Source organism: Nocardia sp. CWNU-33 (genome assembly GCF_046764895.1).
In the GTDB taxonomy this organism is placed as follows: Bacteria; Actinomycetota; Actinomycetes; order Mycobacteriales; family Mycobacteriaceae; genus Nocardia.
This window is the reverse complement of record NZ_JBKOQN010000009.1, coordinates 1-22,798: the sequence shown is the minus strand read 5'-3', so window position 1 is coordinate 22,798 and position 22,798 is coordinate 1. Positions and strand designations below refer to the sequence as shown.

The 22,798-nt window shown below is 64.8% G+C and carries 22 protein-coding genes and 1 tRNA gene; 13 read left to right on the top strand and 10 right to left on the bottom strand.

Annotated elements, in window-relative coordinates; genetic code table 11:
* Positions 1 to 78: 78 nt before the first annotated feature.
* Positions 79 to 1,239 carry a hypothetical protein gene (locus ACLMAL_RS14200; protein WP_411999504.1) on the bottom strand — a complete coding sequence of 387 codons (1,161 nt, stop codon included), beginning with the start codon at positions 1,237 to 1,239 and terminating at the stop codon, positions 79 to 81.
* Positions 1,239 to 2,174, bottom strand: a complete 936-nt coding sequence (locus ACLMAL_RS14195) for a metal-dependent hydrolase (RefSeq protein ID WP_328410277.1) — start codon at positions 2,172 to 2,174, stop codon at positions 1,239 to 1,241. Before ACLMAL_RS14195 ends, ACLMAL_RS14200 begins: the two co-directional genes overlap by 1 nt.
* Positions 2,175 to 2,432: 258 nt before the next feature.
* Here ACLMAL_RS14195 and ACLMAL_RS14190 point away from each other — a divergent pair, with 258 nt between their 5' ends.
* The 6 genes from ACLMAL_RS14190 (at position 2,433) to ACLMAL_RS14165 (ending at position 8,426) form a co-directional block, all read left to right on the top strand.
* The gene (locus ACLMAL_RS14190) at positions 2,433 to 3,077 is read left to right on the top strand and encodes a TetR/AcrR family transcriptional regulator (protein WP_411999503.1); all 645 of its coding nucleotides are present in this window, start codon (positions 2,433 to 2,435) and stop codon (positions 3,075 to 3,077) included.
* Between the two features lie 115 nt (positions 3,078 to 3,192).
* Positions 3,193 to 3,762 carry a PadR family transcriptional regulator gene (locus ACLMAL_RS14185; protein ID WP_328410273.1) on the top strand — a complete coding sequence of 190 codons (570 nt, stop codon included), beginning with the start codon at positions 3,193 to 3,195 and terminating at the stop codon, positions 3,760 to 3,762.
* A 9-nt stretch (positions 3,763 to 3,771) separates the two neighbouring features.
* A complete protein-coding gene (locus ACLMAL_RS14180) occupies positions 3,772 to 5,802 on the top strand; it encodes an FAD-dependent oxidoreductase (protein WP_411999502.1) in 2,031 nt (676 codons plus the stop codon).
* Positions 5,803 to 6,145: 343 nt separating this feature from the next.
* Positions 6,146 to 6,949, top strand: coding sequence for a mycolate reductase (gene cmrA, locus ACLMAL_RS14175; RefSeq protein ID WP_328410269.1), 804 nt, complete (start codon positions 6,146 to 6,148; stop codon positions 6,947 to 6,949).
* 515 nt (positions 6,950 to 7,464) lie between these two features.
* Positions 7,465 to 7,860, top strand: a complete 396-nt coding sequence (locus ACLMAL_RS14170) for a hypothetical protein (protein ID WP_411999501.1) — start codon at positions 7,465 to 7,467, stop codon at positions 7,858 to 7,860.
* A 440-nt stretch (positions 7,861 to 8,300) separates the two neighbouring features.
* The gene (locus ACLMAL_RS14165) at positions 8,301 to 8,426 is read left to right on the top strand and encodes a hypothetical protein (protein WP_411999500.1); all 126 of its coding nucleotides are present in this window, start codon (positions 8,301 to 8,303) and stop codon (positions 8,424 to 8,426) included.
* Positions 8,427 to 8,436: 10 nt separating this feature from the next.
* Here the strand turns inward: ACLMAL_RS14165 and ACLMAL_RS14160 are convergent, their stop codons facing one another.
* The 4 genes from ACLMAL_RS14160 to ACLMAL_RS14145 form a co-directional block, all read right to left on the bottom strand.
* The gene (locus tag ACLMAL_RS14160; protein WP_411999499.1) at positions 8,437 to 9,168 is read right to left on the bottom strand and encodes an alpha/beta hydrolase; all 732 of its coding nucleotides are present in this window, start codon (positions 9,166 to 9,168) and stop codon (positions 8,437 to 8,439) included.
* Positions 9,169 to 9,604: 436 nt separating this feature from the next.
* Positions 9,605 to 10,156: a dihydrofolate reductase family protein gene (locus ACLMAL_RS14155; protein ID WP_411999498.1), complete on the bottom strand. Its 552-nt coding sequence runs from the start codon at positions 10,154 to 10,156 to the stop codon at positions 9,605 to 9,607.
* Positions 10,157 to 10,450: 294 nt separating this feature from the next.
* The gene (locus ACLMAL_RS14150) at positions 10,451 to 10,753 is read right to left on the bottom strand and encodes a hypothetical protein (RefSeq protein WP_411999497.1); all 303 of its coding nucleotides are present in this window, start codon (positions 10,751 to 10,753) and stop codon (positions 10,451 to 10,453) included.
* Between the two features lie 141 nt (positions 10,754 to 10,894).
* Positions 10,895 to 11,896, bottom strand: a complete 1,002-nt coding sequence (locus ACLMAL_RS14145) for an AraC family transcriptional regulator (protein WP_411999496.1) — start codon at positions 11,894 to 11,896, stop codon at positions 10,895 to 10,897.
* A 269-nt stretch (positions 11,897 to 12,165) separates the two neighbouring features.
* Here ACLMAL_RS14145 and ACLMAL_RS14140 point away from each other — a divergent pair, with 269 nt between their 5' ends.
* The gene (locus ACLMAL_RS14140; protein WP_411999495.1) at positions 12,166 to 12,723 is read left to right on the top strand and encodes a cupin domain-containing protein; all 558 of its coding nucleotides are present in this window, start codon (positions 12,166 to 12,168) and stop codon (positions 12,721 to 12,723) included.
* Between the two features lie 28 nt (positions 12,724 to 12,751).
* Positions 12,752 to 13,348 (top strand): hypothetical protein, encoded by a 597-nt coding sequence (locus ACLMAL_RS14135; protein ID WP_411999494.1) that lies wholly within the window; start codon positions 12,752 to 12,754, stop codon positions 13,346 to 13,348.
* A 507-nt stretch (positions 13,349 to 13,855) separates the two neighbouring features.
* Here ACLMAL_RS14135 and ACLMAL_RS14130 read toward each other — a convergent pair.
* On the bottom strand, positions 13,856 to 14,161 hold the full coding sequence (locus ACLMAL_RS14130; protein WP_328410256.1) for a transcriptional regulator: 306 nt from the start codon (positions 14,159 to 14,161) through the stop codon (positions 13,856 to 13,858).
* Positions 14,149 to 14,628 carry a hypothetical protein gene (locus ACLMAL_RS14125; protein ID WP_411999493.1) on the bottom strand — a complete coding sequence of 160 codons (480 nt, stop codon included), beginning with the start codon at positions 14,626 to 14,628 and terminating at the stop codon, positions 14,149 to 14,151. The genes ACLMAL_RS14130 and ACLMAL_RS14125 overlap by 13 nt, the downstream gene beginning before the upstream one ends.
* A 426-nt stretch (positions 14,629 to 15,054) precedes the next feature.
* Here ACLMAL_RS14125 and lysA point away from each other — a divergent pair, with 426 nt between their 5' ends.
* Positions 15,055 to 16,401 (top strand): diaminopimelate decarboxylase, encoded by a 1,347-nt coding sequence (lysA, locus tag ACLMAL_RS14120; RefSeq protein WP_411999492.1) that lies wholly within the window; start codon positions 15,055 to 15,057, stop codon positions 16,399 to 16,401.
* A gap of 153 nt (positions 16,402 to 16,554) precedes the next feature.
* Positions 16,555 to 17,853 (top strand): diaminopimelate decarboxylase family protein, encoded by a 1,299-nt coding sequence (locus ACLMAL_RS14115; RefSeq protein WP_411999491.1) that lies wholly within the window; start codon positions 16,555 to 16,557, stop codon positions 17,851 to 17,853.
* A gap of 163 nt (positions 17,854 to 18,016) precedes the next feature.
* Here ACLMAL_RS14115 and ACLMAL_RS14110 read toward each other — a convergent pair whose 3' ends face one another.
* Positions 18,017 to 19,816, bottom strand: a complete 1,800-nt coding sequence (locus ACLMAL_RS14110) for a helicase HerA-like domain-containing protein (RefSeq protein ID WP_411999490.1) — start codon at positions 19,814 to 19,816, stop codon at positions 18,017 to 18,019.
* A 158-nt stretch (positions 19,817 to 19,974) separates the two neighbouring features.
* Here ACLMAL_RS14110 and orn point away from each other — a divergent pair, with 158 nt between their 5' ends.
* The 3 genes from orn to ACLMAL_RS14095 all read left to right on the top strand — a co-directional run bounded on the left by orn (position 19,975) and on the right by ACLMAL_RS14095 (position 22,145).
* Positions 19,975 to 20,610, top strand: a complete 636-nt coding sequence (gene orn, locus ACLMAL_RS14105) for an oligoribonuclease (protein ID WP_328410248.1) — start codon at positions 19,975 to 19,977, stop codon at positions 20,608 to 20,610.
* Between the two features lie 172 nt (positions 20,611 to 20,782).
* Positions 20,783 to 20,855 (top strand) — tRNA-His (locus ACLMAL_RS14100).
* Between the two features lie 858 nt (positions 20,856 to 21,713).
* Positions 21,714 to 22,145 (top strand): BACON domain-containing protein, encoded by a 432-nt coding sequence (locus ACLMAL_RS14095; protein WP_411999489.1) that lies wholly within the window; start codon positions 21,714 to 21,716, stop codon positions 22,143 to 22,145.
* Between the two features lie 463 nt (positions 22,146 to 22,608).
* On the opposite strand, the gene ACLMAL_RS14090 is transcribed toward ACLMAL_RS14095, so the two are convergent.
* A partial coding sequence (locus tag ACLMAL_RS14090; RefSeq protein ID WP_411999488.1) for an MspA family porin occupies positions 22,609 to 22,798 on the bottom strand: 190 nt, incomplete at its 5' end.

Here is a 22,798-nt window from a genome sequence, read left to right as displayed (position 1 = left end):
CGCCCGATGCACACCCATTCCGCCCGCAGTGCACCGGCTGTTCACCATGTGTTGCCGCCGTAGGCGAGGACTGGTCGGCTATGACGTGTGAGTCACCGCATCTACGCTGACGAAACGCATGTCGGTCTCGTCGACTTTTCTGTGCGGCACCGTGAATATAGCCACTGCGCAGAGTATCGCGACGATGAAGCATGACAGTGTGTACCAGAGATTCCCGACCGGGTCTGCCTCGCTTGTCGAACCGTCGACGGCGTCGAAGAAGTCGGGCAACGCGGTAGCCCAGAGCAACGCCATCACGCACAGATACACCAGGCTGTAGATCCGGACAAAGCTGTTAGTGTAGCACGGAGTATTCCCCTGGTCTCGCCGTAGCCGGAGCCACTGGCGGGCGAGAATCGGGACAGCGACAATGGTGACGATGACCAGTTCGGCCGCATAGAGGAATCCCCGCAGTGTGGTATTCCCCGTGCCGAAAACAGTTGCAGGGATGGGCAACACGGCTGTACCCAAAGATCCCAGTAGGCCGATGACAACGGTCCGCCAGACCAACTGCAGTCCAGAGAAAGTGCGGCCCTGGTCGACGTGACGACCGACGAACAACTGGACACAGAACGCAAGCGACATCGGCCACAAAGCCGCGAACACAACCACGCTCGGCAGCGGTACCGAATCGAACATCGGTTGATTGAGCGGGTTCTCGGTCGACCACTCCCACCACCGCAGTTGCGGTCCGAGGTGGTCGAAGATTTCATAGAAGGCGTGGTGGACGAAGCCCACACAGACGGCACCGACGAGTACTCCGTACTGGCGGAAAACCCCCAGCATTCTGACTATTTCAAAGGCCAGTGTGGCCATCAATGGGTAGATCGCGACGATATACAGCGGGAGTCGGCCCCAGAGGAACTCCACGGTGAAGACATTGTGCGCGAACATCGTGTCGACGTGTGCGTCGATGCCGAAGGCCGCGGGAAAATACAGCGGCGGTTCGATAATGAACAGGTATGCGGTCGCACCGAACCAGACCACCAGGTTGGTCGGATCACCATGCCGACGCAAGCGCACGATCGCGTATATCAGCGCGAGCACCGCGCCGAGCACGACAGTGAACTCGAGGACCGGTAAGGTCCAGTTCTCCAACCCCACAGGGTTTCGCAACTCGACAAGTCCACCGGCCTCCGCACAGGTGAAGCCGAGCGCCTTCGCGAGCTGTTCGAAGGTGGGTGCGCAATGATCGGTCATCAGTCCGCCTGGCGCGATGCGACCGTACCCGCGGTGTACCAGTGCGAGACGTCGTATCCGGCGTCGTAGCGCTCGAACCACACATCGGCGAGTGCGGGCAGCTTCTCGTGGTCCGGGTTGTGCTTCGGTAACTGACTGCGAATGACACCGACCAACGCGACGAGTTGCTCACCGAGTGGTAGCTCGTCGAAGGCGCGCAGCATCGGACCGTTGTCCTCCCCGGGCAGCCGTAGCCACTTGCGCAGCTTGTGCTTGTGCCGGTGCGTCGCGAACATCGACAGTGCGTCGATCTTCCGATCCTCCAGCGGGACATGCTTGTTGAAGCCGTCGCACGCCAACCTGATCACCTTCATCACATGCCGGAATATCGACGGGGCCATACGCATCCGGTAGGTGTCGCTTCCGACCATGGAATCGAAAATGATGAGCGCGGAACTTCGATGTTCGACTTCCTCGACGAAGTGCCAGATGAACAGCGACGCGACCCGGTCGTCTCCGGGCTGGAAGAGGGACGAATCGTTGTCGAGCATGAGTTTGAACACCGGGGTGAACGTTGCCTCCAGGTCGGCGGTATAGGCAAGCCGGTACTCGAGGGAGGTGTTCACGGTGAGGCGGTCGAATTCCGCGATGACGTCGTTGAGCGTTTCCTGAAGACCCGGAAATCGCCTGATCAGTGCATTCGCATGCTGGCGATGGGCGGTCGAGTGCTGCCCCTCCTGACGCACAAACGCGTCGGCTTCCTCCGCAATCGCGCGATCGGTTATCCGCGGCATGGCCTCGCGAATCATGTTGACGATCATCTTCTCGAAGCCGATGGCCAGGAAGGACACCGCATTGGCCATGGACGAGAAGGCCGGATTCTCTTCGTTCCAGACGAAGGGCACGTCGTAGTCCGCGAAGGCGAACCGCATCTTTCGGACTTGCAGATCGGTCACTTGGCTATACCTCGAATTTCGGAACTGGTCTGACCTGATGGCCCGCTCGGATTCGCCGAAGCCATGCCATAGTGAGGTGATCATACACAGAATCGCTTCTGTGTATGATCACAATTATCGGCGCAGGCCCGTACTGGGAGAACGACGATGGGACGGCCCCGTGGTACCGTCGAGCCCCCGATCGGGACCGTCGATGGGGTTCCCACGCGGTCGATTTCACACGCGACGGACACACAGTTCGAACCGAGGAAGCGAGCAGTGGCAGGAAGGCGCGGATGGGGCGGGAGTCCACCGGACAACGATGAAGACGCGTCTCGTCGAATTGTCGCCGCTGCTGTCGATCTGATCGGACGAACGGGTTCGGAGATCAGCATTGCCGACGTCGCGGAGTCACTCGGCGTCATCCGTCAGACGGTGTACCGATACTTCCCCAGTGCCGATGCCCTGATGAGGGCCGCGGCGATCGCGTCGGTCGACGGCTTTCTCGATCGGCTGGCGCAGCAGGTCAGCGGTATCGAAGACCCGGTCGCAGCGATGACCGAGGGTGTGGTTTACACACTGACCGAGGTGCACCGGACACCCCATCTCGGCATCCTGCTCTCGAGCACGTATTCGAACGTCCACCCCGAGAGCCTCACTTCCGAAGAGGCGCAAACCTTCGGAATGCTCATGATCAGGCGTTTCGACGTCGATTGGGAGCGCTACGGGTACGACGACACAGCGCTACACGAGCTCGTGGAATACGTCCTGCGAACGATGCAGTCGTTCTTCGTTTCACCGGGCAATCCACCTCGCAGCGACGAGGATCTGCGGCGATATCTGACCCGCTGGATGGGGGCCGCGATCATCGCCCAACTCGAGCAACGCCCGACACCTGGACCGCCCCAGCACGATTCGCGATAGCAGCCCACATCAGTGGGTCGCCCCCGGGAGTCACATCGATAGACCTGCCCACCACCCAGCCGTCACGCTATGCACCCAGTTGCATAGTACCGCGTGTAACGATTATTCTGGCCGCATGGCCCTCGAGCATGCCCTGCTGGTATCGCTGACCGAGCGGGCCGGCTCCGGATATGAGCTGGCGCGCCGGTTCGACAAGTCGATCGGCTTCTTCTGGAGCGCCACCCACCAGCAGATCTACCGGGTGCTCAAGCGCATGGAGGAATCCGGTTGGCTGACCGGCGAATCGGTGACCCAGGAGGGTAGGCCCGACAAGAAGGTCTACTCGGTCAGCGAGGCCGGTCGCGTCGAATTGGCCAGATGGATCGCCGAGCCGAGCGACACCAGCATGCCGCGCAACGAACTCGGCGTGAAGGTCCGCGCCGCCGCGCACGGTGACATCGGTGCGCTCTGCGACGAGGTCGCCAGGCACCGCGACCAGCACAACCAGCGACTCGAGCTGTTCGGACTCATCGAGAAACGAGACTTCCCCGCACCGGATCAACTCTCCGGTACGCCACTGCACCAGTACCTCGTCCTGCGCGCGGGCATCCGCGTCGAGGCGGGGTTCGTCGAATGGTGCGACGAAGTTCTGCAAGCCCTGCAACCGCGTGCGACAGCCCCGCACCCGGAACCCGGAGAAAGGTGAGACTCGCAGATGAGTTCCTTCCCCCACCTGTTCGAGCCACTCGACCTCGGCTTCACCACCTTGCGCAACCGCGTGATCATGGGGTCGATGCACACCGGCCTGGAGGATCGCGCCTGGGACACCAACAAACTGGCCGCGTACTTCGCCGAACGCGCCCGTGGCGGTGTCGGTCTGATCATCACCGGCGGCTACGCCCCGAATCGTACCGGCTGGCTGCTGCCCTTCGGTGCGAAGCTCACCAACAAATCCGAGGCCTATCGGCACCGGACGATCACCAAGGCCGTGCACCGAGAGGGCGGCAAGATCGCCATCCAGATCCTGCACGCGGGCCGCTACTCCTACCTGCCCGGCAGCGTGTCAGCGTCCTCGATCAAGGCCCCGATCAACCCGTTCCGGCCGCGCAAGCTCTCGGCCAAGGGTGTCGAGCAGACCATCGATGACTACACCCGCTGTGCGAAGCTGGCCCAGTTCGCCGGCTACGACGGCTGCGAAATCATGGGCGGTGAAGGATATTTCATCAATCAGTTCCTTGCGCCGCGCACCAATAGGCGCACCGACAAATGGGGTGGCTCGCCGGAGAACCGCCGCAGGATCGCGGTGGAGATCGTGCGCCGCACCCGCGCCGCGGTCGGCCCGAACTTCATCATCGTGTTCCGGCTGTCCATGGCCGACCTGGTCGAGAAGGGGCAGACCTTCGACGAGATCGTCGCCCTGGCAAAGGAACTCGAAGCCGCGGGCGCGAATATCCTGAACACCGATATCGGCTGGCACGAGGCGCGCGTGCCGACCATCGTCACCTCTGTGCCCCGCGCGGCCTTCGTCGAGTTCACCGCGAAGATCACCGAGCAGGTGCACATTCCGGTCTGCGCGTCCAACCGGATCAATATGCCCGAGATCGCGGAGGAAATCCTCACTCGTGGTGACGCCCAACTGGTTTCGCTCGCCCGGCCCTTCCTCACCGACCCCGAGTGGGTGAACAAAGCCAAGGGCAACCGGGTCGACGAGATCAACACCTGCATCGCCTGCAACCAGGCCTGCCTGGATCACGCCTTCCAGCACAAGACCGTGTCCTGCCTGCTCAACCCGCGGGCGGGCCACGAAACCGAGCTGAAACTGCTACCGACCCGGCGCACCAAGCGCGTCGCGGTCGTCGGCGCGGGGCCGGCCGGGCTCTCGGCCGCGGTCAGCCTCGCCGAACGCGGCCACCGGGTAGACCTTTTCGAGGCCGACGACAAGATCGGCGGCCAATTCGACATCGCGCGCCGCATCCCGGGCAAGGAAGAGTTCAACGAGTCGATCCGCTACTACACCAGGATGCTCGAGGTCACCGGTGTGACCGTCCACCTGAACAAGCGGGTCAGCGCCGAGGAGCTCATCACCGCCCGCTACGACGAGGTGGTACTGGCCACCGGTGTGCGCCCGCGCATTCCGAACATCCCGGGCGTCGACCATCCGATGGTGCTGTCCTACGCCGAGCTGGTGCGCGAGGAACGCCCCGTCGGCAAGCGTGTCGCGGTCATCGGCGCGGGCGGCATCGGCTACGACGTGAGCGAATTCCTCACCGTCGAAGGCCATCCCACCCTGAAGCTCGACGAGTGGAAGGAAGAGTGGGGTGTCGACTCCGAGGACGAGCAGGCCCGCGGCCAGCTGACCACCCCCAAGCCCGCGCCCGCGGCTCGCGAAGTCGTACTGCTGCAACGCAAGTCGACCCCGTTCGGCAAGGACCTCGGCAAGACCTCCGGCTGGGTGCACCGCGCTGCGCTGAAGGCCAAGGGTGTCGAGCACGTCGGCGGCGTGAACTATGAGCGCATCGATGACAACGGCCTGCACATCAGCTTCGGCGAGAAACGCCAACGCCCGCAACTGATCCCGGTCGACAATGTCATCATTTGCGCGGGCCAGGAATCGGTGCGCGAACTGGAGGACCCGCTGCGCGCGGCAGGCATCAACCTGCACCTGATCGGCGGCGCCGAACTGGCCGCCGAACTGGACGCCAAGCGCGCCATCGACCAGGGCACCCGCCTGGCCGCCCGCCTTTGATCCCACCGATACACGAGCCGGTGCGGCATCGGCGAAACTCGATACCGCACCGACTCGATCGACCACGTCCGAGGCCGCGGCCGGGGATTCACGACACCGAGCAGACAGCGGCCTCGACGGCTGTGAGCATGCTGTTCTCGGCCCGGTCCGTGCCGGGATGCCGGTCGACGGTGGCGGTAACCGCCTGGCCGGCATCCCTCCGGCGATCGGGCGGCACGGACGCAAGACATCGCCCCGCCGACGCGATGTGTGCGGCCGCACGAGAGTCGCCGACCACTCGACACGCATCGGATCGATGATGGTGCTCGTCGATCAGGATGGTCGCATCGCCTAGGCTCCACTCGTGAGCCTGCCCTCCCCCACCTCCGAGAATCGCGCGGTCGTCACCGGCGCCTCCTCCGGCATCGGCACCGCGCTGGCCGCCGACCTCGCCGCGCGCGGCTACTCCCTGATCCTCGTCGCCAGGCGCGGTGACCTGCTCACCGAACTCGCCCAGCGGCTCACGCTGGCGCACGGCATCACCGCCGAGGTGCGCGCGGTCGATCTGGCCGACCGGACCCAGCGCGGCGCCCTCGTCGAGGAGCTGGCCGCGCGCAATATCGCGATCCTGTGCAACAACGCGGGCATCGCCACGTTCGGGGCCGTCGCCGAACTGGATATGGCCTACGAACGTGCGCAGATGGAACTGAACGCCGTTGCGGTGCACGACCTCACGCTCGCCGTGCTGCCCGGCATGATCGCGCGCGGCGGCGGCGGCATCCTGATCAGCGGCTCGGCGGCGGGCAATATGCCCATCCCGAACAACGCCACCTACGCGGCGAGCAAGGCCTTCGCCAACACCTTCTCCGAATCGCTGCGCGGCGAGCTGAAGGACTCCGGTGTGCACGTCACCCTGCTCGCGCCCGGCCCGGTGCGCACCGAAACGCCGGACCCGTCCGAGGCATCGATCGTGGACCGCATGGTTCCGGACTTCATGTGGGTGACCTCCGAATACACGGCGAAGGTGTCCATCGATGCCCTGGCCCGCAACAAGATGCGCGTGGTTCCCGGCCTGATCAGCAAGGGCATGAGTGTGGCGGGTCAGTACGGACCCCGCTCGTTCACCGCACCCATCGCCGGTGCTTTCTACCGGAAGCTCGGCGGCTAGATTTCGGCTGCTGTTCGCTCGCATACCGGCCGGTGACAACGGATCGCCGCCGACGATTGCGCCGGGCTGAGTATCATCGACACCCGCGGCCAGGTCCACCGCGCCCTCGTCGCGGCCGACCGGCTCCACGACAGCACCGGCTCCACCATCGGCACCCAGGGCTACTACATCGACCTCACCACCGACCGCGCCGAGGAACGCCACGCTATGTGACCTTGGCGAATCTCATTGCTGCCCTCGATATCTTCGAGCGACGCGAGACTTGGACCGGAGAGGAACCGTGGCCATAGCGACTGAACCGGGCACAGTCCCGGGCCGATTCGCGCTCGGGGTAGATCGTGACTCTGGTTGTCACGAATTCGGACACCCACCTCGAGCGGCAGGCGTGGCCGAATTGGTCGCGCCTAGCACGCACCTGAAAAGATTCGCTATCGGCAAGTTGGACCATGACCAGGTAATGTCGGATTTACCGATCGAAAGCTATGTGCCGAGGTCCGAAAATGGGTGGGGAACCTGTGAAGAATATGCTGCTGGTCGTATTCGCCTGTGCCGTAGCGCTGATGGGGGGCGCGAGTCCGGCCGCGGCGGATCCGGATCCCCCGTCCGGCTTCTTCAACAACTCCGGAAGTTGTTCCGGCTCAGCCGAGAACTGGGGGAGCTTCTACGCGTGGACGTCCTCACAGGTGTTCATTTACTCCGACGGACGCATCGAGGATACGAGCCATGATTTCAGCTTCGACGGGTTTCTCGACGGTGCGGAGAACGCCGTCATGCTTTACAGCAAGGACTACACCTGGCTGGTCTTCCGAGCCGGTGACTTCGACCTCGCGGTTCCCTATGTGAAAGGCGCGGGCCTGTGGGCCCAGGACAACCGCTACGGTGGTGGCTGGACCAAGCTCTGCAGTTATTGATCCGATGCAGTTGCATGGCATCGGACCCTCCAGTGCGGCAAGGCTTTCAGCGATGGGCAACCCGAGCAGTGCCAGTGGGTTACCGCGTGCGTCGGCGCGCAAACGCCGGCGCACATTCGCGGTCAGGGCAGGATAGGTGGCGCGCACCATCGCGTTCGTCTCACCTCAGTGCCCAGTGCCCAGCAAGGGTTCGGACCGTTGACGTGGAGAGCGACCTAGGCGCGAGGACGCCCTGAAATCGGCAATACAGGATGTCTCGAGCCGCAACGGGTCCGGCCCCGCGGGCCGCCGCGCTATGGCCGGTTCGCGCAGCGCGGTAGGCGGCACTACCGCATTGACTGCCGTGGTCGCCGACCGCTGGCGGTCATGACACCAACACCAGCGGGACCTTCACCGACGTCAATCCGGAGGCGCGCCGCCTCGACCGGCCGGTACCAGCGATGGCCGGTACCGGCGCGATCGGGGCAGTTGTACATCTGCTGGCCACCGCCATCGAGGAGGGCCGGGACCTGTCCTCGATGAGCGGCATCCTGGCCGACAGCTCCTATCGTCTGCTGCCGGCCTGACGGGCCGGCCTCACTTCAGGTGCCGGGCGAAGAACCGGTTCCCGTCGTCCCCCTCGAACTGCGGGACGCCGGTGTGCCCGCCCATATTGGCGTGCAGCGTCTTCTCCTTGGAGCCGAAGGCGTCGAACAGGTCCAGGGCCAGTTGCCGGTCGTTTCCTTCGTCGTCCCACTGCAGCAGGACCTGCAGCGGAATGGTGATCTGCCGGGCCTCCTCGAACATGGTTCGGGGCACGAAACTCCCGGCGAACAGAAGGGCGGCCGAGATGCGCGGCTCGACCACCGCCAGCCGGAGGCCGATCGCGATCACCCCTCCCGAGTACCCGACCGGGCCACCGATCTCGGGCAGCGAAAGGAGGGCGTCCAGGGCGGCCCGCCATTCCGGGACCGCCTTTTCGACCAGCGGGAGGACGAGCCGGTCGACGATCTCGTCGTCGACCGGCTCACCGGCCTCCAGCGCCCGGCGCAGGTCGGCGCGGGCCTGCTCGGCGGCGGCGGAACGGGGCCGCTCACCGCTCCCGGGGAGCTCGATGGTGGCCGCGGCGTATCCCTCCGCCGCGGCGTGCCGGGCCCGGGCCACCAGTCGGGGGTACATCTGGCGCAGTCCGCCGGGGTGGCCGACCAGGATCAGCGGCGCCGGTGCGGATGCGGATCCGGGCGTCCACAGGATGCCGGAGATCTCGCCGAGGGTGAATTCGCGCTCGAGGACGCCGTCGTCGAGGCGGTGTTCAGAAGTGAATTGCATGGTCGTGCCTTTCGGGAGTGCTCTTGAACGGCGCTCCCGGACGACCTATCGCCCGTCCGTGACCCCAGAGGGGAGCACCCATGTCGATACTGCATTCACGGGTACCACCTCCTCGTTCTCTCGCACGGCTTCCGGAAAAGTAGCAGTGGTCGCCGTAGTCCGGCAACGGGTTTTTGCGGAGGCTCCGTGGCCGGATGCCAGGGAGCCACTCGCTTAACGGCAGGTGCAGAGAATGAATCGTTCCGAACGCGCGCAACTGGAGCCATTACCGGATGTTCACACGGGCGTCTCGGAAAGCACCGGGGCCGTATGACGCTCTGCCCGTTGATCTTCCGAGGTGCTGCGCTGGCCGGTGCGCTTACCGGTCCTGACAAAATGATCGACGCGGTGGCGTCGGGCGTGTCGAATAGCGGGGGCTGCTGCGGTTGAACGGATCTCAGTCGGCGAGATAGCGCAGCATCACCGCGGTGTTGAAGTGCCTCGTCTCGGCCAGTCGGAGCTGAATGCGGGTGTTCAGCGATGGGAACAGCGGTGTGCCGCCGCCGAGCATTACGGGCAAGAGGAACAGCTGGTACTCGTCGATGAGCCCGTGTGGCATCAGCGAGGCCGCGAGGCTCGCGCCACCGACCTCGATGACGCCATCGCCTCCAGCCTTGAGCCTGCGGACCTCCTCGACCGCGTTCTCGCTGATCAGCGTGCTGTTCCAGTGGACCTCGGTGAGCGTCCGGGAGAAGACGACCTTCGGCTTCTCCGTCCAGAGCCTGCCGAACTCACGCTCGATGCGCGGCGCGTCCTCGGGCACGTTCGGCCAGTACTCGGCCATCAGCTCGTAGAGGCGACGGCCGTGCAGCGAGACGTCGATCTCGCGGTAACGGTCGTTGTGGAATTGGTGGAGTTCCTCGTCCGGGTTGGTCCAGTCGATGTTGCCGTCGCGGTCGTTGATGTAGCCGTCCAGGGACACGCTGAACCCGTAGACCAGTTTCCTCATGACCGGGTAGACCTCCTACGCGCTCGAAACTCATCGGCGCTCATCGGACAAAACTGGTCCTGACAAATTCGTAGGACATGGCGGTAGCAGATGACGCAGGTGGCGAGGCCGAGGAAGGCTTCGTGGCGACCTCGGGGTAGTCACAGTAGCTTTTTTGGTCGGGTCGGGGCCGCTGTTGGCGACGTAGGCCAGCAGGGTCCCGTTGCTGTTCTGCGCACACGCCATCGAGTACGCGTACTGGTGCGCGACGCAGGCGATGTCACGTTGTCGTTGTTGGGATAGGGATAGTTGCCGTCATCCTGTCGGTCCTGAGTCGCCTTCTCGGGTCAGCTTCTGCAGTTCGACAGCGGCACGACCAGCTATGGACGGATCGGGGTTATGCACGGCTTCCTCAACGAGATGGTCTCTGCGCGCTTTCCTGCGATGCTCCAGCAGCTCCCGAAACAGCGCTGCGAGGGTCTCTTGGTAGGCGTCGTCGTAATAGACCGGGAAGGTGTTCGACGGCATCGGTCGGTCGAAACCCTCGACTTCCCAGTCGTATTCGGCGTCGTACAGCCATTGCCGTAGTTGCTCGTCGGTTGGACGGTCTGCCGTCACGAGGTCACCCCTTCCGAATACCCGGTGCCGATTGTTGTATAGACCCTGGAACTAATTGCGGAGCAGGGTCACACCGGCGAGCACAGAGACCGCCGAAGAGATCCTCGAAATACTCGTTCAACGGATCTCAGGCGCAGGACACTAGCTACTTGTCCCTGAAATAGGGCCTGGGGTGCGGCTGCCTCGGACGTGGCCCGCCAGTCCCTCGCGGAGTTGGCTCGGCGTGGTGTCGAAGCGTCGACGGAAGGCCTTGTTGAAGCTGCTGGCCGAACCGAAGCCCAGGTCCGAGGCGATATCGGTGATACTGCAACGCTGGTAGGCGGGGCTGCGCAGGCGGTCGCGCGCCAACTGCAGGCGTTCTTCCCGGATGACTTCGCTCGGCGTGGTGCCTGCGGCGCTGAACGCCAGTTGAATTTGACGCAGTGACCAGCCGAGCGCACCGGCCACGCGCGTGCCGCTGAGGTCCGGGTCGCCGGCATGGTTGTGGATATACCGGCGGGCGGTCGCTTCCACATCGGCGAGCTGGGTGGATGAGCTCGCCGGATCGCCGAGAATCTGCATGCACAGCAGATCTACCAACCGTTCGGAGACGGTGTCGAATTGGCGGTCGGTGAGTGCGGCGCATTCGGTGTACAGGCCGCCAACCATCCCGGCCGTCACGCGCCCGAGTCCGGTCGTGAGATCCAGCGGGCGGGTGGGCGGCGCGACGTGGTTGAGGCGATGCTGCACCTCCTGCCGCGGAATGGTGATGATCAGCCCTCGCGTGCCGTCGGACATGGACATCGCGAAGGGCTGGTCGATGGCCACCAGGCACATCGTTGCCGGAGTGAGGATCCCGTGCCCGTCGTCGGAACCGAAGGTCAGCCGCCCGGCGAGAGGAACGATCAGCCGATAGTCGTCATCGGGGTCGGCACGGATGAGCTTCGGGTTGCGAAGGTAGGTGACGGCGTCCGATTCCCATCCGACGAGCTGGTAGGCGTCCGTGCGCCGCAGTCGAGTGTGCCCCTGGAAGTCGGTGCGGCTCGGGAACCGGTAGCCCAGTCGGCAGTGGTACATGTTGATCAGATGGGCCCAGTAGTCGGCGCGCTCATGTGGATCCACCACACTTGTCGTGGCCGAGTCGGCAATAGCCGCTTGGTCCATGAATACCGTCTCCCGGCTCGGCGATCATTGGTGGCCTGGGCACCAACCCAATTCGAGAAGAAGTGTACGGCGGAACCCGCGCGGACCACAGCCGGATCAGCACTGCCGCTTTTCGAGTTCTGCGCACTCGGACAATGCTCGTGCGTTCCGAGACAAGCGGGTATGCGCGGGCGGTGGCTACGGTCCGAATAGCTGATGCCCGGATCGGCAGGTGTGGCTATCGGTGCCGACCCGATTCAGCTGGTTGCGGACGATAATAAGGAGTTCAAATGCGCAGAATCGTGGTCGGCGACGACGGAACCGGACAGGGGCGGGTACTGGCAGACGACAGTATCGACCCGCTCACACTGGCGCTGCTGCCCGGCGCTGAGATACATCGGATGTGGGAACTCGACGAGCTACCCGATCTGCCGGTCGACCGGATGCCTTCGCAGACCGATACGCGCTACTTCCCCGTCCCGGGCGGGCTGCGTTTCGGATTCATCTCCATACCTCCTGGGCTGACCTATGAGCCCGACGCCGACCTTTCCGAGGAAGCACTAGCTGCCGTCACCGCGGAAGCGGAGATGAAACTACCTGGGATGATGGCGGCCTTCGACCCCGCTGCGCCCGGCATGCACAGCACCGCGAGCATCGATTTCATTGTCGTGCTCAGCGGCCAAGGCCGAATGCGCCTCGGCGACGGCGTCGATGTCTCGCTGCGATCGGGCGATTGCTTGATCCAGAACGGCACACCACACGCATGGTTCAACGACGGTGCGGTGCCATTCGTCTTCAGTTACACCCTCTGTGGCGTCGCCGACCGGAATGTGCCGACAAAACCATGACTCACCCCCAGCAGCGGAGGTCCCCTGGATGAGGTTCGTCGGAAGTCGGTGGCACTGCTTCGAATACACGCTGGTGGCGGACAGTCCGTGCGCTGTAGCTGTCGATCCCTCGACAGTGGGGGCGGCGTCGGTGTTCTTCGATTGCCTGGTAGTGCGAGTCGTCGTCGAACCCGGCGACTATCCCTTGACCGACGAGGCCGTTCACGCGATCCGGTACCTGTGCGTCGAGAGCGAGGCGGCCTATATCGTCCTCGCCGGAATCCCGCACTTCGTGACCCCGGGTAGTCGATTTACGCCGGCCGCGAATCAACTGGATATCCTTACCCACGTCGCCGACACACTCGACGTGCTTTCGGATTTCGCCGAACGACTGGAGGAATACGGGGAACGCGTCCACCTGATGCCGTTTGGATGGAAGGTCGCCTCGCGGGCCGAAATATCGGCGCGGCGATGGGATTTGCCTTCCATCACCGTATCCGCCTCCAGGGATGTTCACCGGGTGCCGGATTCAGCTTCCCTGGACATCCGTTCGGCCAGTGCAATGTTCGCAGATTCGGTTCTCGGGCGCGGCGCGATACCGATGGCGACGGAGTTGACCAGCGCCTTCGGTCTGGCCAGCTGCTAGGAGGATTTCAGCCTGTCCCAGCAGCGCGCCCCTGCCCACTCGTCGAACTGGCCACCGACATGCTTGCCGTCGTCGGCGAACATCTCACCGACAATCGCCTCTGACCGGGTACCGAGCCAGCCTGCACGGTAACCGGCATGTGGATGCGGAAGCTTCCGGTGAACCGGGCCGGATAGGCCAGTCGCAGTACGAGATCGTGACCGGCAAAGGTGACGTCGATATCCGATGCAGGTATCCATGCTCAACGATGCCGACGACACGATCCGAACACACCCAGGAGATATCAAGCAATCCAGCCCCGGCATCGATTCCGAGTGCCTGGTGGTGCATCGCTCGCACGAGCAACGTGATGCGCCGGTTCGGCGACGCGCCTGCAGGCCGACTCCCCGTCGCACCGGAGCATGCTCGACGACGTCGATGAGCCCAGCTAACGCGCCCGGGTCGCGGCAAAGTAGTGCGTTCGGTATCGGCCACGAATCACCCTCGGCCGCGTGTATGGAGATTCGGTCAGGATTCGGGCGTGGTCTCGCCGCCCTTGCGAGTGAGCGCGGCGAGGGCAGCGAGGTGGGCATGGTAGGCGGTGCGGGCCTTGGGGGTGAGGGCGAGCCAGGTTCTCGGTTTGCGGCCCACGTAGCCCTTGGTGACTTCGAGGTATCCGGCGTTCTCCAGCAGAGTCATCGCTTTGGACAGGGTGGATTTGTTGAGTTCACACAGGTCGGCGATGACCAGGAATTCGGCTTCGGCGCAGCCGTCGAGGAATGCGACGAGTTTCAGGCGCGGCAGGGAGGCGAACAGCTCGTTCAGTTCTTCCATGGCGCGGTCCGCGGTCGCGTCTTCCACGGCGCGGTCTGTGGTCGTGACTGCGAGTACCAGACCCATCCACCCAGAATCACGCTGGCCAGCAGTCGTAGCCATACGCCCAACCCCGAGTGCACGAGAGCGAGGCACGGCACTATCACTATCGCCAGCCACGACACCGCTTCGTCCTTCCACTGGGACGGCGGGCGAGGGATGATGCCGCGCGCACGCCGGGTGGCGCGCATCCAAAACGCAACCTTCAAAAGCGCGAAGCTCGTGGCGATTGCGGCGATGATGAGGATCGCTGTGAGCACTGTACTCAGATCTTCCTCGACTGCGGTGTCGAGCAGCATCACAGTGAGCGCTGTGAGCAAACCGGCGACGCTGGGTCCCCAGCTGGGCACGGCAGCGGCCTCGTGTGCCTGCCGAGTCGCGGCGGCGGCGATGTCCAGTGCCTGCTGTGGAGTCTGTGCGTCTTGCATCAGCCGACCGTACGCCAACCGGTTTCCATTTGGCAACTGGTTTCCTGATTTGGGACCGACCTCACATCTCGAGCCGCCCATCGGTAGCGCACGTCGGCCGGCGCCAGATGCCTCCAGCTCGTTGATCTTCCGAGGTGCCGTCAGCGGACCCATGCAGACTCAGTGACAACAGCAACCTGTAATCGGTGACCTCCAGGGCGGCATCACAAGACGTGCGCTCACACCGCCCGATCGCAGGTACCGACGACGCCGGGCCCAGCGGTTGGGCTTCAGGTAAGCGCCTGGTCGGCGGCCTGTTGCGATCTCGTCAAGATCAGGCGGCGATACGTCAAGGTCGCATATGCCGGTGGTTCGGGCAGCTGAAATCGGCGTAGTCCTGACAGCGGCCCCGCAGGTGGAGAAAGCGGGGGCGACACAGGAGACATCGTGACGCTGCTCGAAATCTTCCCGTCGCTGCGGTCGGGGGGAATGCCCCCGCGGCTCGACTCCGCGATCTGGCCACGGGACACGCATTACGACGATGCCGGCCGAATAACCGTTGGAGGTGTCGCGCTCGCCGATATCGCCGACCAGTACGGCACGCCCACCTATGTGCTCGCCGAGCGTGAGATCAGGCAGCGTTGCCGGGCATATCGAGCGGCCTTCCCCGACGCCGAGATCTACTACGCGGGCAAAGCGCTGATGATCACGGCGGTCGCCGACTGGGTCACCTCGGAGGGACTATCCGTTGATGTCTGCTCGGCGGGCGAACTCGCCGTCGCGCTCGCCGCGGGCGTCGATCCCCAACGAATCATCTTGCACGGCAACGGAAAATCCTTCGACGAACTGGAGGCCGCTGTCCAGGTCGGCGTCGGCCGGATCGTGGTCGATTCGCTCGCCGAGATCACGCTGCTCTCCGCACTGGCCACCGGCTCGCAGCAGGTCATGCTGCGGCTGTCCCCCGGCATCGACGTGCACGGTCATCCCGCCGTTGTCACGGGGGTCACCGATCAGAAGTTCGGTTTCCCGCTCGGTAGCGAATCGGCCGCTGAAGCCGTCGCCCGCATTCTGCGCCAGCCGACATTGCGGCTGGTCGGCTTCCATTGCCATCTCGGCTCGCAGATCTGCGATCCGGACTACTACGGCGAGGCCATTCGACGGATGGTCACCGAGATGGCGCGCGTCCGTGACGAGCACGACCACCTGCTCACCCATCTGGACATCGGCGGCGGACACGGTGTCGCCTACCGCTGCGGCGACGCCGAAATGAATCTTGCCGAACTGTCCGCGATCGTCGAGGACGCCCTCGACGCGGCCTGTGCGCGCCGCGGTTTCCCGCGCCCGGTCATCGCCATCGAGCCGGGCCGTGCCATCGTCGCCCGCGCAGGCGTCACGCTGTACCGGGTGCGCTCGGTCAAGCACATCGACGGCGGACACACCTATGTCACGGTCGACGGCGGGATGAGCGACAACCCACGGGTCGCGCTGTACGGCGCGCAGTACAGCGTGGTCGTCGCCAACCGGCATCCGACCGGCCCACAGATGACCGCCACGGTCGCGGGCCGGTTCTGCGAGGCGGGCGACATCCTCGCCACCGATGTGCAGCTACCCGCGGATCTGCGGCCCGGTGAGGTGCTGGCCATGCCGTGCACCGGTGCCTACCACCACAGCCTCGCGTCCTCCTACAACAGCGTCGGCCGGCCGCCGATCGTCGCGGTGCGCAAGGGTATCTCCCGGGAATTGGTGCGCCGGGAAACTCTGTCCGACCTGCTCAGCAGGGATATCGGCCGCTGAGAAACGGCGTTGACCACGGCATGTCAGTGATTCGTCAAGATCTCCGATCGGGTGGTCAAGGTTGCGCTAACGACAGGTCGAGCGCCCCTCCTGGCGAGGTACACCTGAGTATCCCCCGCAGCTATCGCCAGCGGGCGCACACAGGAGAACACCGTGACGCTGCTCGACCTCTTCTCGTCCACCCGGTCGGTGCCGGCCGCACGCCTCGACACCGCGATCTGGCCCCGCGATTCGCATTACGACGAGTCGGGCCGGATCGTGGTCGGCGGTGTCGCGCTCGCCGATATCGCCGAGCGGTACGGCACCGCAACGACGGTCCTCGACGAGCACGAGGTCAGGGGCCGCTGCCGTGCGTATCGGAAGGCTTTCCCGGAGACCGAGATCGTCTATGCCGGACAGGCATTGCTGGTTCGCACCGTCGTGAACTGGGTCACCGACGAAGGTCTTTCGGTGGCTGTGCACTCATCCGACGAGTTGGACGTCGCTCTGACCGCCGGCATCGACCCGAAGCGAATCATCATGCACGGCAACCGGGAATCCTTCGACGCGCTGGTGACTGCGGTCGATTGCCGGGTAGGGCGGATCGTGGCCGGTTCGCTCGCCGAGATCAATCTGCTCGCGGCGGTGGCCACCCATCCGCAGCGAGTGCTGCTGCGCTTATCCGCCGATATCGACGTCGATGGTCAGCCGACGGACATTGCTCGACGGCCCGACTTCCCGGTCGGTGCCGCGGCTGCTGCCGCTGTCGGGCAGGTGCTGAGCAAGCCGATGCTCGACCTGATCGGCTTCCACTGCCAGGTCGTCTCCAAGATCTACAATCCCGACTACTACGGCGAGGCGATACGGCGGATGGTCGCGGAGATGGCGCAGGTGCGCCACGACCACGGCCGGATCCTCACCGACCTCGATCTCGGTGGCGGGCACGCGGTCGCCTATCGCAGCGGCGACGCCGAGATGAACCTGACCGAACTCGCCGCCATACTCGAGGACGCACTCGATGCGGCCTGTGCCAGACAACGCTTCCCGCGCCCGAATATCGCCCTCGAACCCGGCCGTGGGATCGTGGCTCGCGCCGGCGTGACGCTTTTGCGGGTGTGCTCGGTCAAACACCACGACGGCGGGCACACCTGCGTCATTGTCGACAGCGGTGCGCGCGCGGGCACGCGGCCCGCCGCGCTGGCGGCCACGGTGCTGGCGAATCGGCGGGCCGCCGGACCGCACCGAACCGCAACCGTCGCGGGCCGAGCCGGAAACGAGATCCTCGCCACTGATATCCGGCTGCCCGCCGACCTGCGCCCCGGTGACCTGCTCGCGGTGCCGTGCAGCGGCGCATATCAGCATGGACACGCCCTGTCCGACACCGCACGACTGCCCGTCATCGCCGTCGACAGCGGCCGCTGCGTCGAACTCGTACGCCGTGAACCTGACATGCTCGATCGCGACGCCGGCTGACCCACTGCGCCGACCAGACGCTGACCAACGTCACGACCGGCACTCGCGCTCCGGGCTCGGCCGACGGACTGCACCAGCTTGGGCACGCTGCTCATTCCGATCCGGCTGCTGCTACCCCCAGCCCGATGCGCAGCGGGTTGCCGGCTACCTGAACACAACCCGCTCAGCGTTTGCGGGTGCCGAAGATGCTGCGGCTGATCTCGCGACCCGCCACGGTGGCGGCCGAACGCAGGAAGCTCTTCACGGCCGGGTTCTTCATGATGCGCTCGGCGGCCGAGTCCTCCTCAGCGGCCCTCGTGGAACGCCCGGGCGCCGCGGGAGGTTCCGCATTCTCCTGTGCCGCGGCAACCTTCGCGGCGAGCATCTCGTAAGCCGATTCCCGGTCGATGGTCTGGCCGTACTTGCCGAACAGCGAACTCGACAGCGCGCGGGACTTGATCGCTTCGTCGCCGATGGTGTCCATCAGCGAGCGCGGCGGCGCAATCCTGGTCCACGCCACCGGAGTCGGCGCACCCTTCTCCGAGAGCACGGTGACGATGGCCTCGCCGGTGCCCAGTGAGGTAAGCGCCTGCTCCAAATCGTAGGTGCCGGTCTTGGGATAGGTCCGCACCGTCTTGGACAGCGCCTTCTGATCGTCGGGTGTGAAGGCGCGCAGCGCGTGCTGGATACGCGCACCCAGTTGGGAGAGCACGGCATTCGGGATGTCCGTCGGCAGCTGGGTGCAGAAGAACACGCCGACGCCCTTGGAACGGATCAGTTTGACCGTCTGCTCCACCTGCTCCAGGAAGGCCTTCGACGCGTCGGCGAACAACAGGTGCGCCTCGTCGAAAATAAAAACCAGCTTGGGCTTTTCGACATCGCCGACCTCGGGCAGAGTCTGGAACAGGTCGGCGAGCACCCACATCAGGAAGGTCGAGAACATCACCGGCCGCGCCGCCTGGGCACCGAGCTCGAACAGGGTGATCACGCCCTGCCCGCCCGCGACACGCAGCAGATCCGCCGGATCCAGTTCCGGCTCACCGAAGAAGGTGTCGCCGCCATCGGCCTCCAGGTTCACCAGCGCGCGCAGGATGACCCCGGCGGTCGCCGCCGAGACCCCGCCGATGCCCTTGAGGTCTTCCTTGCCTTCCGGACTCGTCAGATGAGTGATGACCGCGCGCAGATCCTTCAGATCCAGCAGACCCAGCCCTTGCTGGTCCGCCCAGTGAAAGATCAGTCCGAGCGTCGATTCCTGAGTCTCGTTGAGCCCGAGCACCTTACTGAGCAACACCGGACCGAAGGCGGTGATGGTCGCGCGGATCGGCACCCCGATGCCACCGGTGCCGAGCGAGACGAACTCCGTCGGAAATCCGGACGGCTGCCATTGCCCCGCACCGGTTTCCAGCCCCCGCGCGCTCAGCTTCTCGTTCGGCTGACCGGGTTGGGAAAGACCGGAAAGGTCGCCCTTGACATCCGCGAGCACCACCGGCACTCCGGCGCGCGAGAGCTGCTCGGCAATGCCCTGCAGCGTCTTCGTCTTACCGGTGCCGGTGGCGCCCGCGACCAGGCCGTGCCGGTTCAATGTGCGCATCGGAATCCGCACCAGCGCAGTCGGATCGACTTCCCCGTCGACAATCACGGAGCCGAGCGCGAGCGCCTCGCCGTCGAATGCGTAGCCCGCGGCGATCTGCTGCGCGGGCGACTGCTCCGCCGAAATCGCGGTGTCGGATGCTGCCGCTTTCGTAGCTTGGGCCACCGCGGCGGTCACGGCAGCCGTCTCCGCCGTGGCGGCGGCCTTTGCCTGGGACTCGGCTGCCACCGCCACCGCATCGGCGCCATCGGCCGCACCCGAGGCAGCCGCGGCCTCCTGTTCGGCCAACTCGCGCTCTGCGGCTTCCGCGGCGGCGGCGGCCTCCGCGGCGACCCGCGCCGCCTCCTGCGCGGCCTTGCGGGCAGCGGCCGCTTTCTCCTGGGGAGTGGTCATCGCGCGTCCTCCGTCTTGGTCTGACTGTGACTGCTTTCGCAGTGTTAGCTGTCGTGCCACAAACGCCTACGCCGAACTCCCGCAAACTCTATCGCCGCTGGTCGCGTACGGAGGGCTCAACCCAGCCATCACCGGAGGACACCGCTAGTGTTGCTCGGGTGTCCGACAAATTCGTGGTGTGGATGGATTGCGAGATGACCGGCCTTCGTCTCGACAGCGACAAGCTGATCGAGGTGGCCGCACTCGTGACCGACAGCGACCTCAACATTCTGGGTGAGGGCGTGGATATCGTCATCCACGCCGACGACGAGGCGCTGGCCGCCATGCCACCGGTGGTCGCCGAAATGCATGCGCGTTCCGGTCTCACCGAAGAGGTGCGCCGCTCCACGGTCACCCTCGCCGAGGCCGAACAGCAGGTCCTCGACTACATCCGTGAGTACGCGCCGCTCGCGGGCACGGTCCCGCTCGCGGGCAATTCGATCGCCACCGACCGTGGCTTCATCGCCCGCGACATGCCGCTGCTGGATACCCACCTGCACTACCGAATGATCGACGTGAGCTCCATCAAGGAGCTGTGCCGCCGCTGGTACCCGCGCATCTACTTCGGCCAGCCCGAGAAGGGGCTCACCCACCGCGCCCTCGCCGACATCAAGGAATCAATCCGCGAGCTCGAGTACTACCGCCGCACCGCGTTCGTCGCCGCACCCGGCCCGTCGACCGCCGAGATCTCCGCCATCGCCAACGAACTCGGCAACAACAAGAACGCAGCGGCCGCCCAGCCCGACGCCGAGTAACCCCCGCCGCTGGCACCGGATCGGCGGACCCGCGAATGGCCCGGTGTGGTCGGGCGCATCGCAAACCCCGCGGCGCGCCAAAAGCCCAGTACAAACGGCACGCCGATAACCGATTAGGGACTCCAGGGGGTTACACGCTAATATCTACCGCGCCGGTGATTCACCGGCGATGGTGGCTGTAGTTCAGTTGGTAGAGCACCAGGTTGTGATCCTGGCTGTCGCGGGTTCGAGTCCCGTCAGCCACCCGATGTATCGGCGTGCGAACCGCTCCTCACAGAGCGGTTCGCACGCCGAACTTCTTCTCAACACCAACAAGCTGGTACGTCGGTCAGTACTTCTGGGATGATCTTGGGTCGTTGATCTTCAGAACTGCCGACAATGGCCGCCCGGAACCACGCTCAACGCGGCATGAGCGCGCGTTCGCGCGGCCCCACAGTTGTGGTTGATCAAGCTTCGGTTCCCGCAATCAAGCCGCTGTTGACTGCTCGGATCCACAGAGTGTGGTGCCATTCGTTGGCGTCGGGACCCGGCCTGGTTGTGACTACGGGATTGGGCCGGTCTCGATGAGGTGCAATAGAGTCCACGCGAGGCCATAACAGTCGTCTGGCCCGAAGCACTGGGCCAGTGCAGCGGCTTCCTCGCCAGTTACCGGACGGGTTATCGCTTCGAGTTGGGCTTGGCGGTACGAAATCTCCTCTTCCCTCGCATCCCAATCGGGCAATGGGCCCGCGGCAACGAACGCAGCAACATCGGCTCTCACACCGCTAGTTTGCTGGATCTGACACCAACCTGTGCGAACAGCGAACTATTCGGCAGAAGCGGACGTTCGCCGACCGTGCGCCATCCGGCATTTCCGGACGTTCGTTCGGGCGGGATGCCACCATCGCAGCTTCAAACCTTTCGACATGTTCTATCGACACTGCTCCGGGGGGCTGGTCCGGCGATTCCGTCTGGCTGGGCAAGTGTCGGCAAACGATCATTCTCGATAACCCAGCGCGAATTGCCGACTATCACATCCAGACGGCCGGGCAGGATCGAATACGAGGCTGCGAGCGCGCTCGTCTCGGAGCATTATCCCAGCAAACGCCCAGACAGGGGTAGACATGCGTATCGGTCCCACTCGAGCCGCCACTATCAACGGGTTGGGGTTGGCCACCGCAGCGAGCCTGGTAGCTCTCGCCCCAGCAACTCCGGCCGAGCCTCGGATCCATCCCGAACCCGCAGCAGTTGCTCACTTCGGCTCGCCGATACACCAGCGGGGTTTGGGTCGGCTCACCGTCGAGACTAACGGCACCGCAACTCTGATCACTCTCACCGCCACCGGTGGCGAACCGGTGGTGTGGTCGGCCACTACCGATGCACCGTGGCTACGTCTGAGCCGCACCGGCGGGGTGCTGCGACCCGGCCAGTCAATAACGATTGTGGTGGAAATAGACACGGCGAGTGAGCCGTCCGGCAGGTGGAGCACTCGGGTGGCGATCGCACCCGGCGGGTCGACTGTAACCGTTGAGGGTGAGGGCAAAGGGTCGGGATAGTCCTCCCTCTGCCAACGACCCGCCGGTAATGCTCACTCACCGGTGACGAGTGGAAGATGTCGGGGTCTCAGCCGACGCGGTGGCACGGTCGGGTAGATGCCACCGCCGCCTAGAGACGTCCTGAAATCGGCATGAGTGCTCACTCGAGTCCGCTAGAGCCAACATCCAGGAGACCTCCGTCGGTAGCCCAGCGACTTGAATGCACCACGCACACAAACCCAGGAATAGCCGCCGGTGGCAGCAACTGCCAGCTGAGACCAAACCACCGCGGCCAACATGGCGCATTCCGTGCTCTCGCCTCTGCGCGTGCTCGAGGCCGCAGGCACACGCTCGTCGCCCAGGGCCCGGGATGAGCGTGCCGGGCTTGCTGTAGCCGGCCGGGACGAGCTCGCGGACCCTAGATGGGGAACGCCAGGAAGAACCAGCAAAGCCCCGGCATACCGGGGCTTTTTCGGGGAAGCTCTCACAACCAGGTAGGGTCGCCGAACACCGCGCCCATGTCGTCGACCTCGGGTGAGGTGGCAAGCACATACGTGAATTGCCGGATACTGACCGGACCGGTGCAGGTGTTGATCTTGAGATGGAAGTCCCGAATCACCGTCTGAATAAGCTTTCCCGGAATCATGTCCTTCTCGGTCACCGCGACCTCGGCG

Bases quoted from the DNA above. Each gene is read 5' to 3' on its own strand.
- ACLMAL_RS14200 (WP_411999504.1), bottom strand. From the start codon at position 1,239: ATGACCGATCATTGCGCACCCACCTTCGAACAGCTCGCGAAGGCGCTC.
- ACLMAL_RS14185 (WP_328410273.1), top strand. From the start codon at position 3,193: ATGGCCCTCGAGCATGCCCTGCTGGTATCGCTGACCGAGCGGGCCGGC.
- ACLMAL_RS14180 (WP_411999502.1), top strand. From the start codon at position 3,772: ATGAGTTCCTTCCCCCACCTGTTCGAGCCACTCGACCTCGGCTTCACC.
- ACLMAL_RS14165 (WP_411999500.1), top strand. From the start codon at position 8,301: ATGGCCGGTACCGGCGCGATCGGGGCAGTTGTACATCTGCTGGCCACC.
- ACLMAL_RS14160 (WP_411999499.1), bottom strand. From the start codon at position 9,168: ATGCAATTCACTTCTGAACACCGCCTCGACGACGGCGTCCTCGAGCGC.
- ACLMAL_RS14155 (WP_411999498.1), bottom strand. From the start codon at position 10,156: ATGAGGAAACTGGTCTACGGGTTCAGCGTGTCCCTGGACGGCTACATC.
- ACLMAL_RS14145 (WP_411999496.1), bottom strand. From the start codon at position 11,896: ATGGACCAAGCGGCTATTGCCGACTCGGCCACGACAAGTGTGGTGGAT.
- ACLMAL_RS14140 (WP_411999495.1), top strand. From the start codon at position 12,166: ATGCGCAGAATCGTGGTCGGCGACGACGGAACCGGACAGGGGCGGGTA.
- ACLMAL_RS14135 (WP_411999494.1), top strand. From the start codon at position 12,752: ATGAGGTTCGTCGGAAGTCGGTGGCACTGCTTCGAATACACGCTGGTG.
- ACLMAL_RS14130 (WP_328410256.1), bottom strand. From the start codon at position 14,161: ATGGAAGAACTGAACGAGCTGTTCGCCTCCCTGCCGCGCCTGAAACTC.
- ACLMAL_RS14125 (WP_411999493.1), bottom strand. From the start codon at position 14,628: ATGCAAGACGCACAGACTCCACAGCAGGCACTGGACATCGCCGCCGCC.
- ACLMAL_RS14110 (WP_411999490.1), bottom strand. From the start codon at position 19,816: ATGACCACTCCCCAGGAGAAAGCGGCCGCTGCCCGCAAGGCCGCGCAG.
- ACLMAL_RS14095 (WP_411999489.1), top strand. From the start codon at position 21,714: ATGCGTATCGGTCCCACTCGAGCCGCCACTATCAACGGGTTGGGGTTG.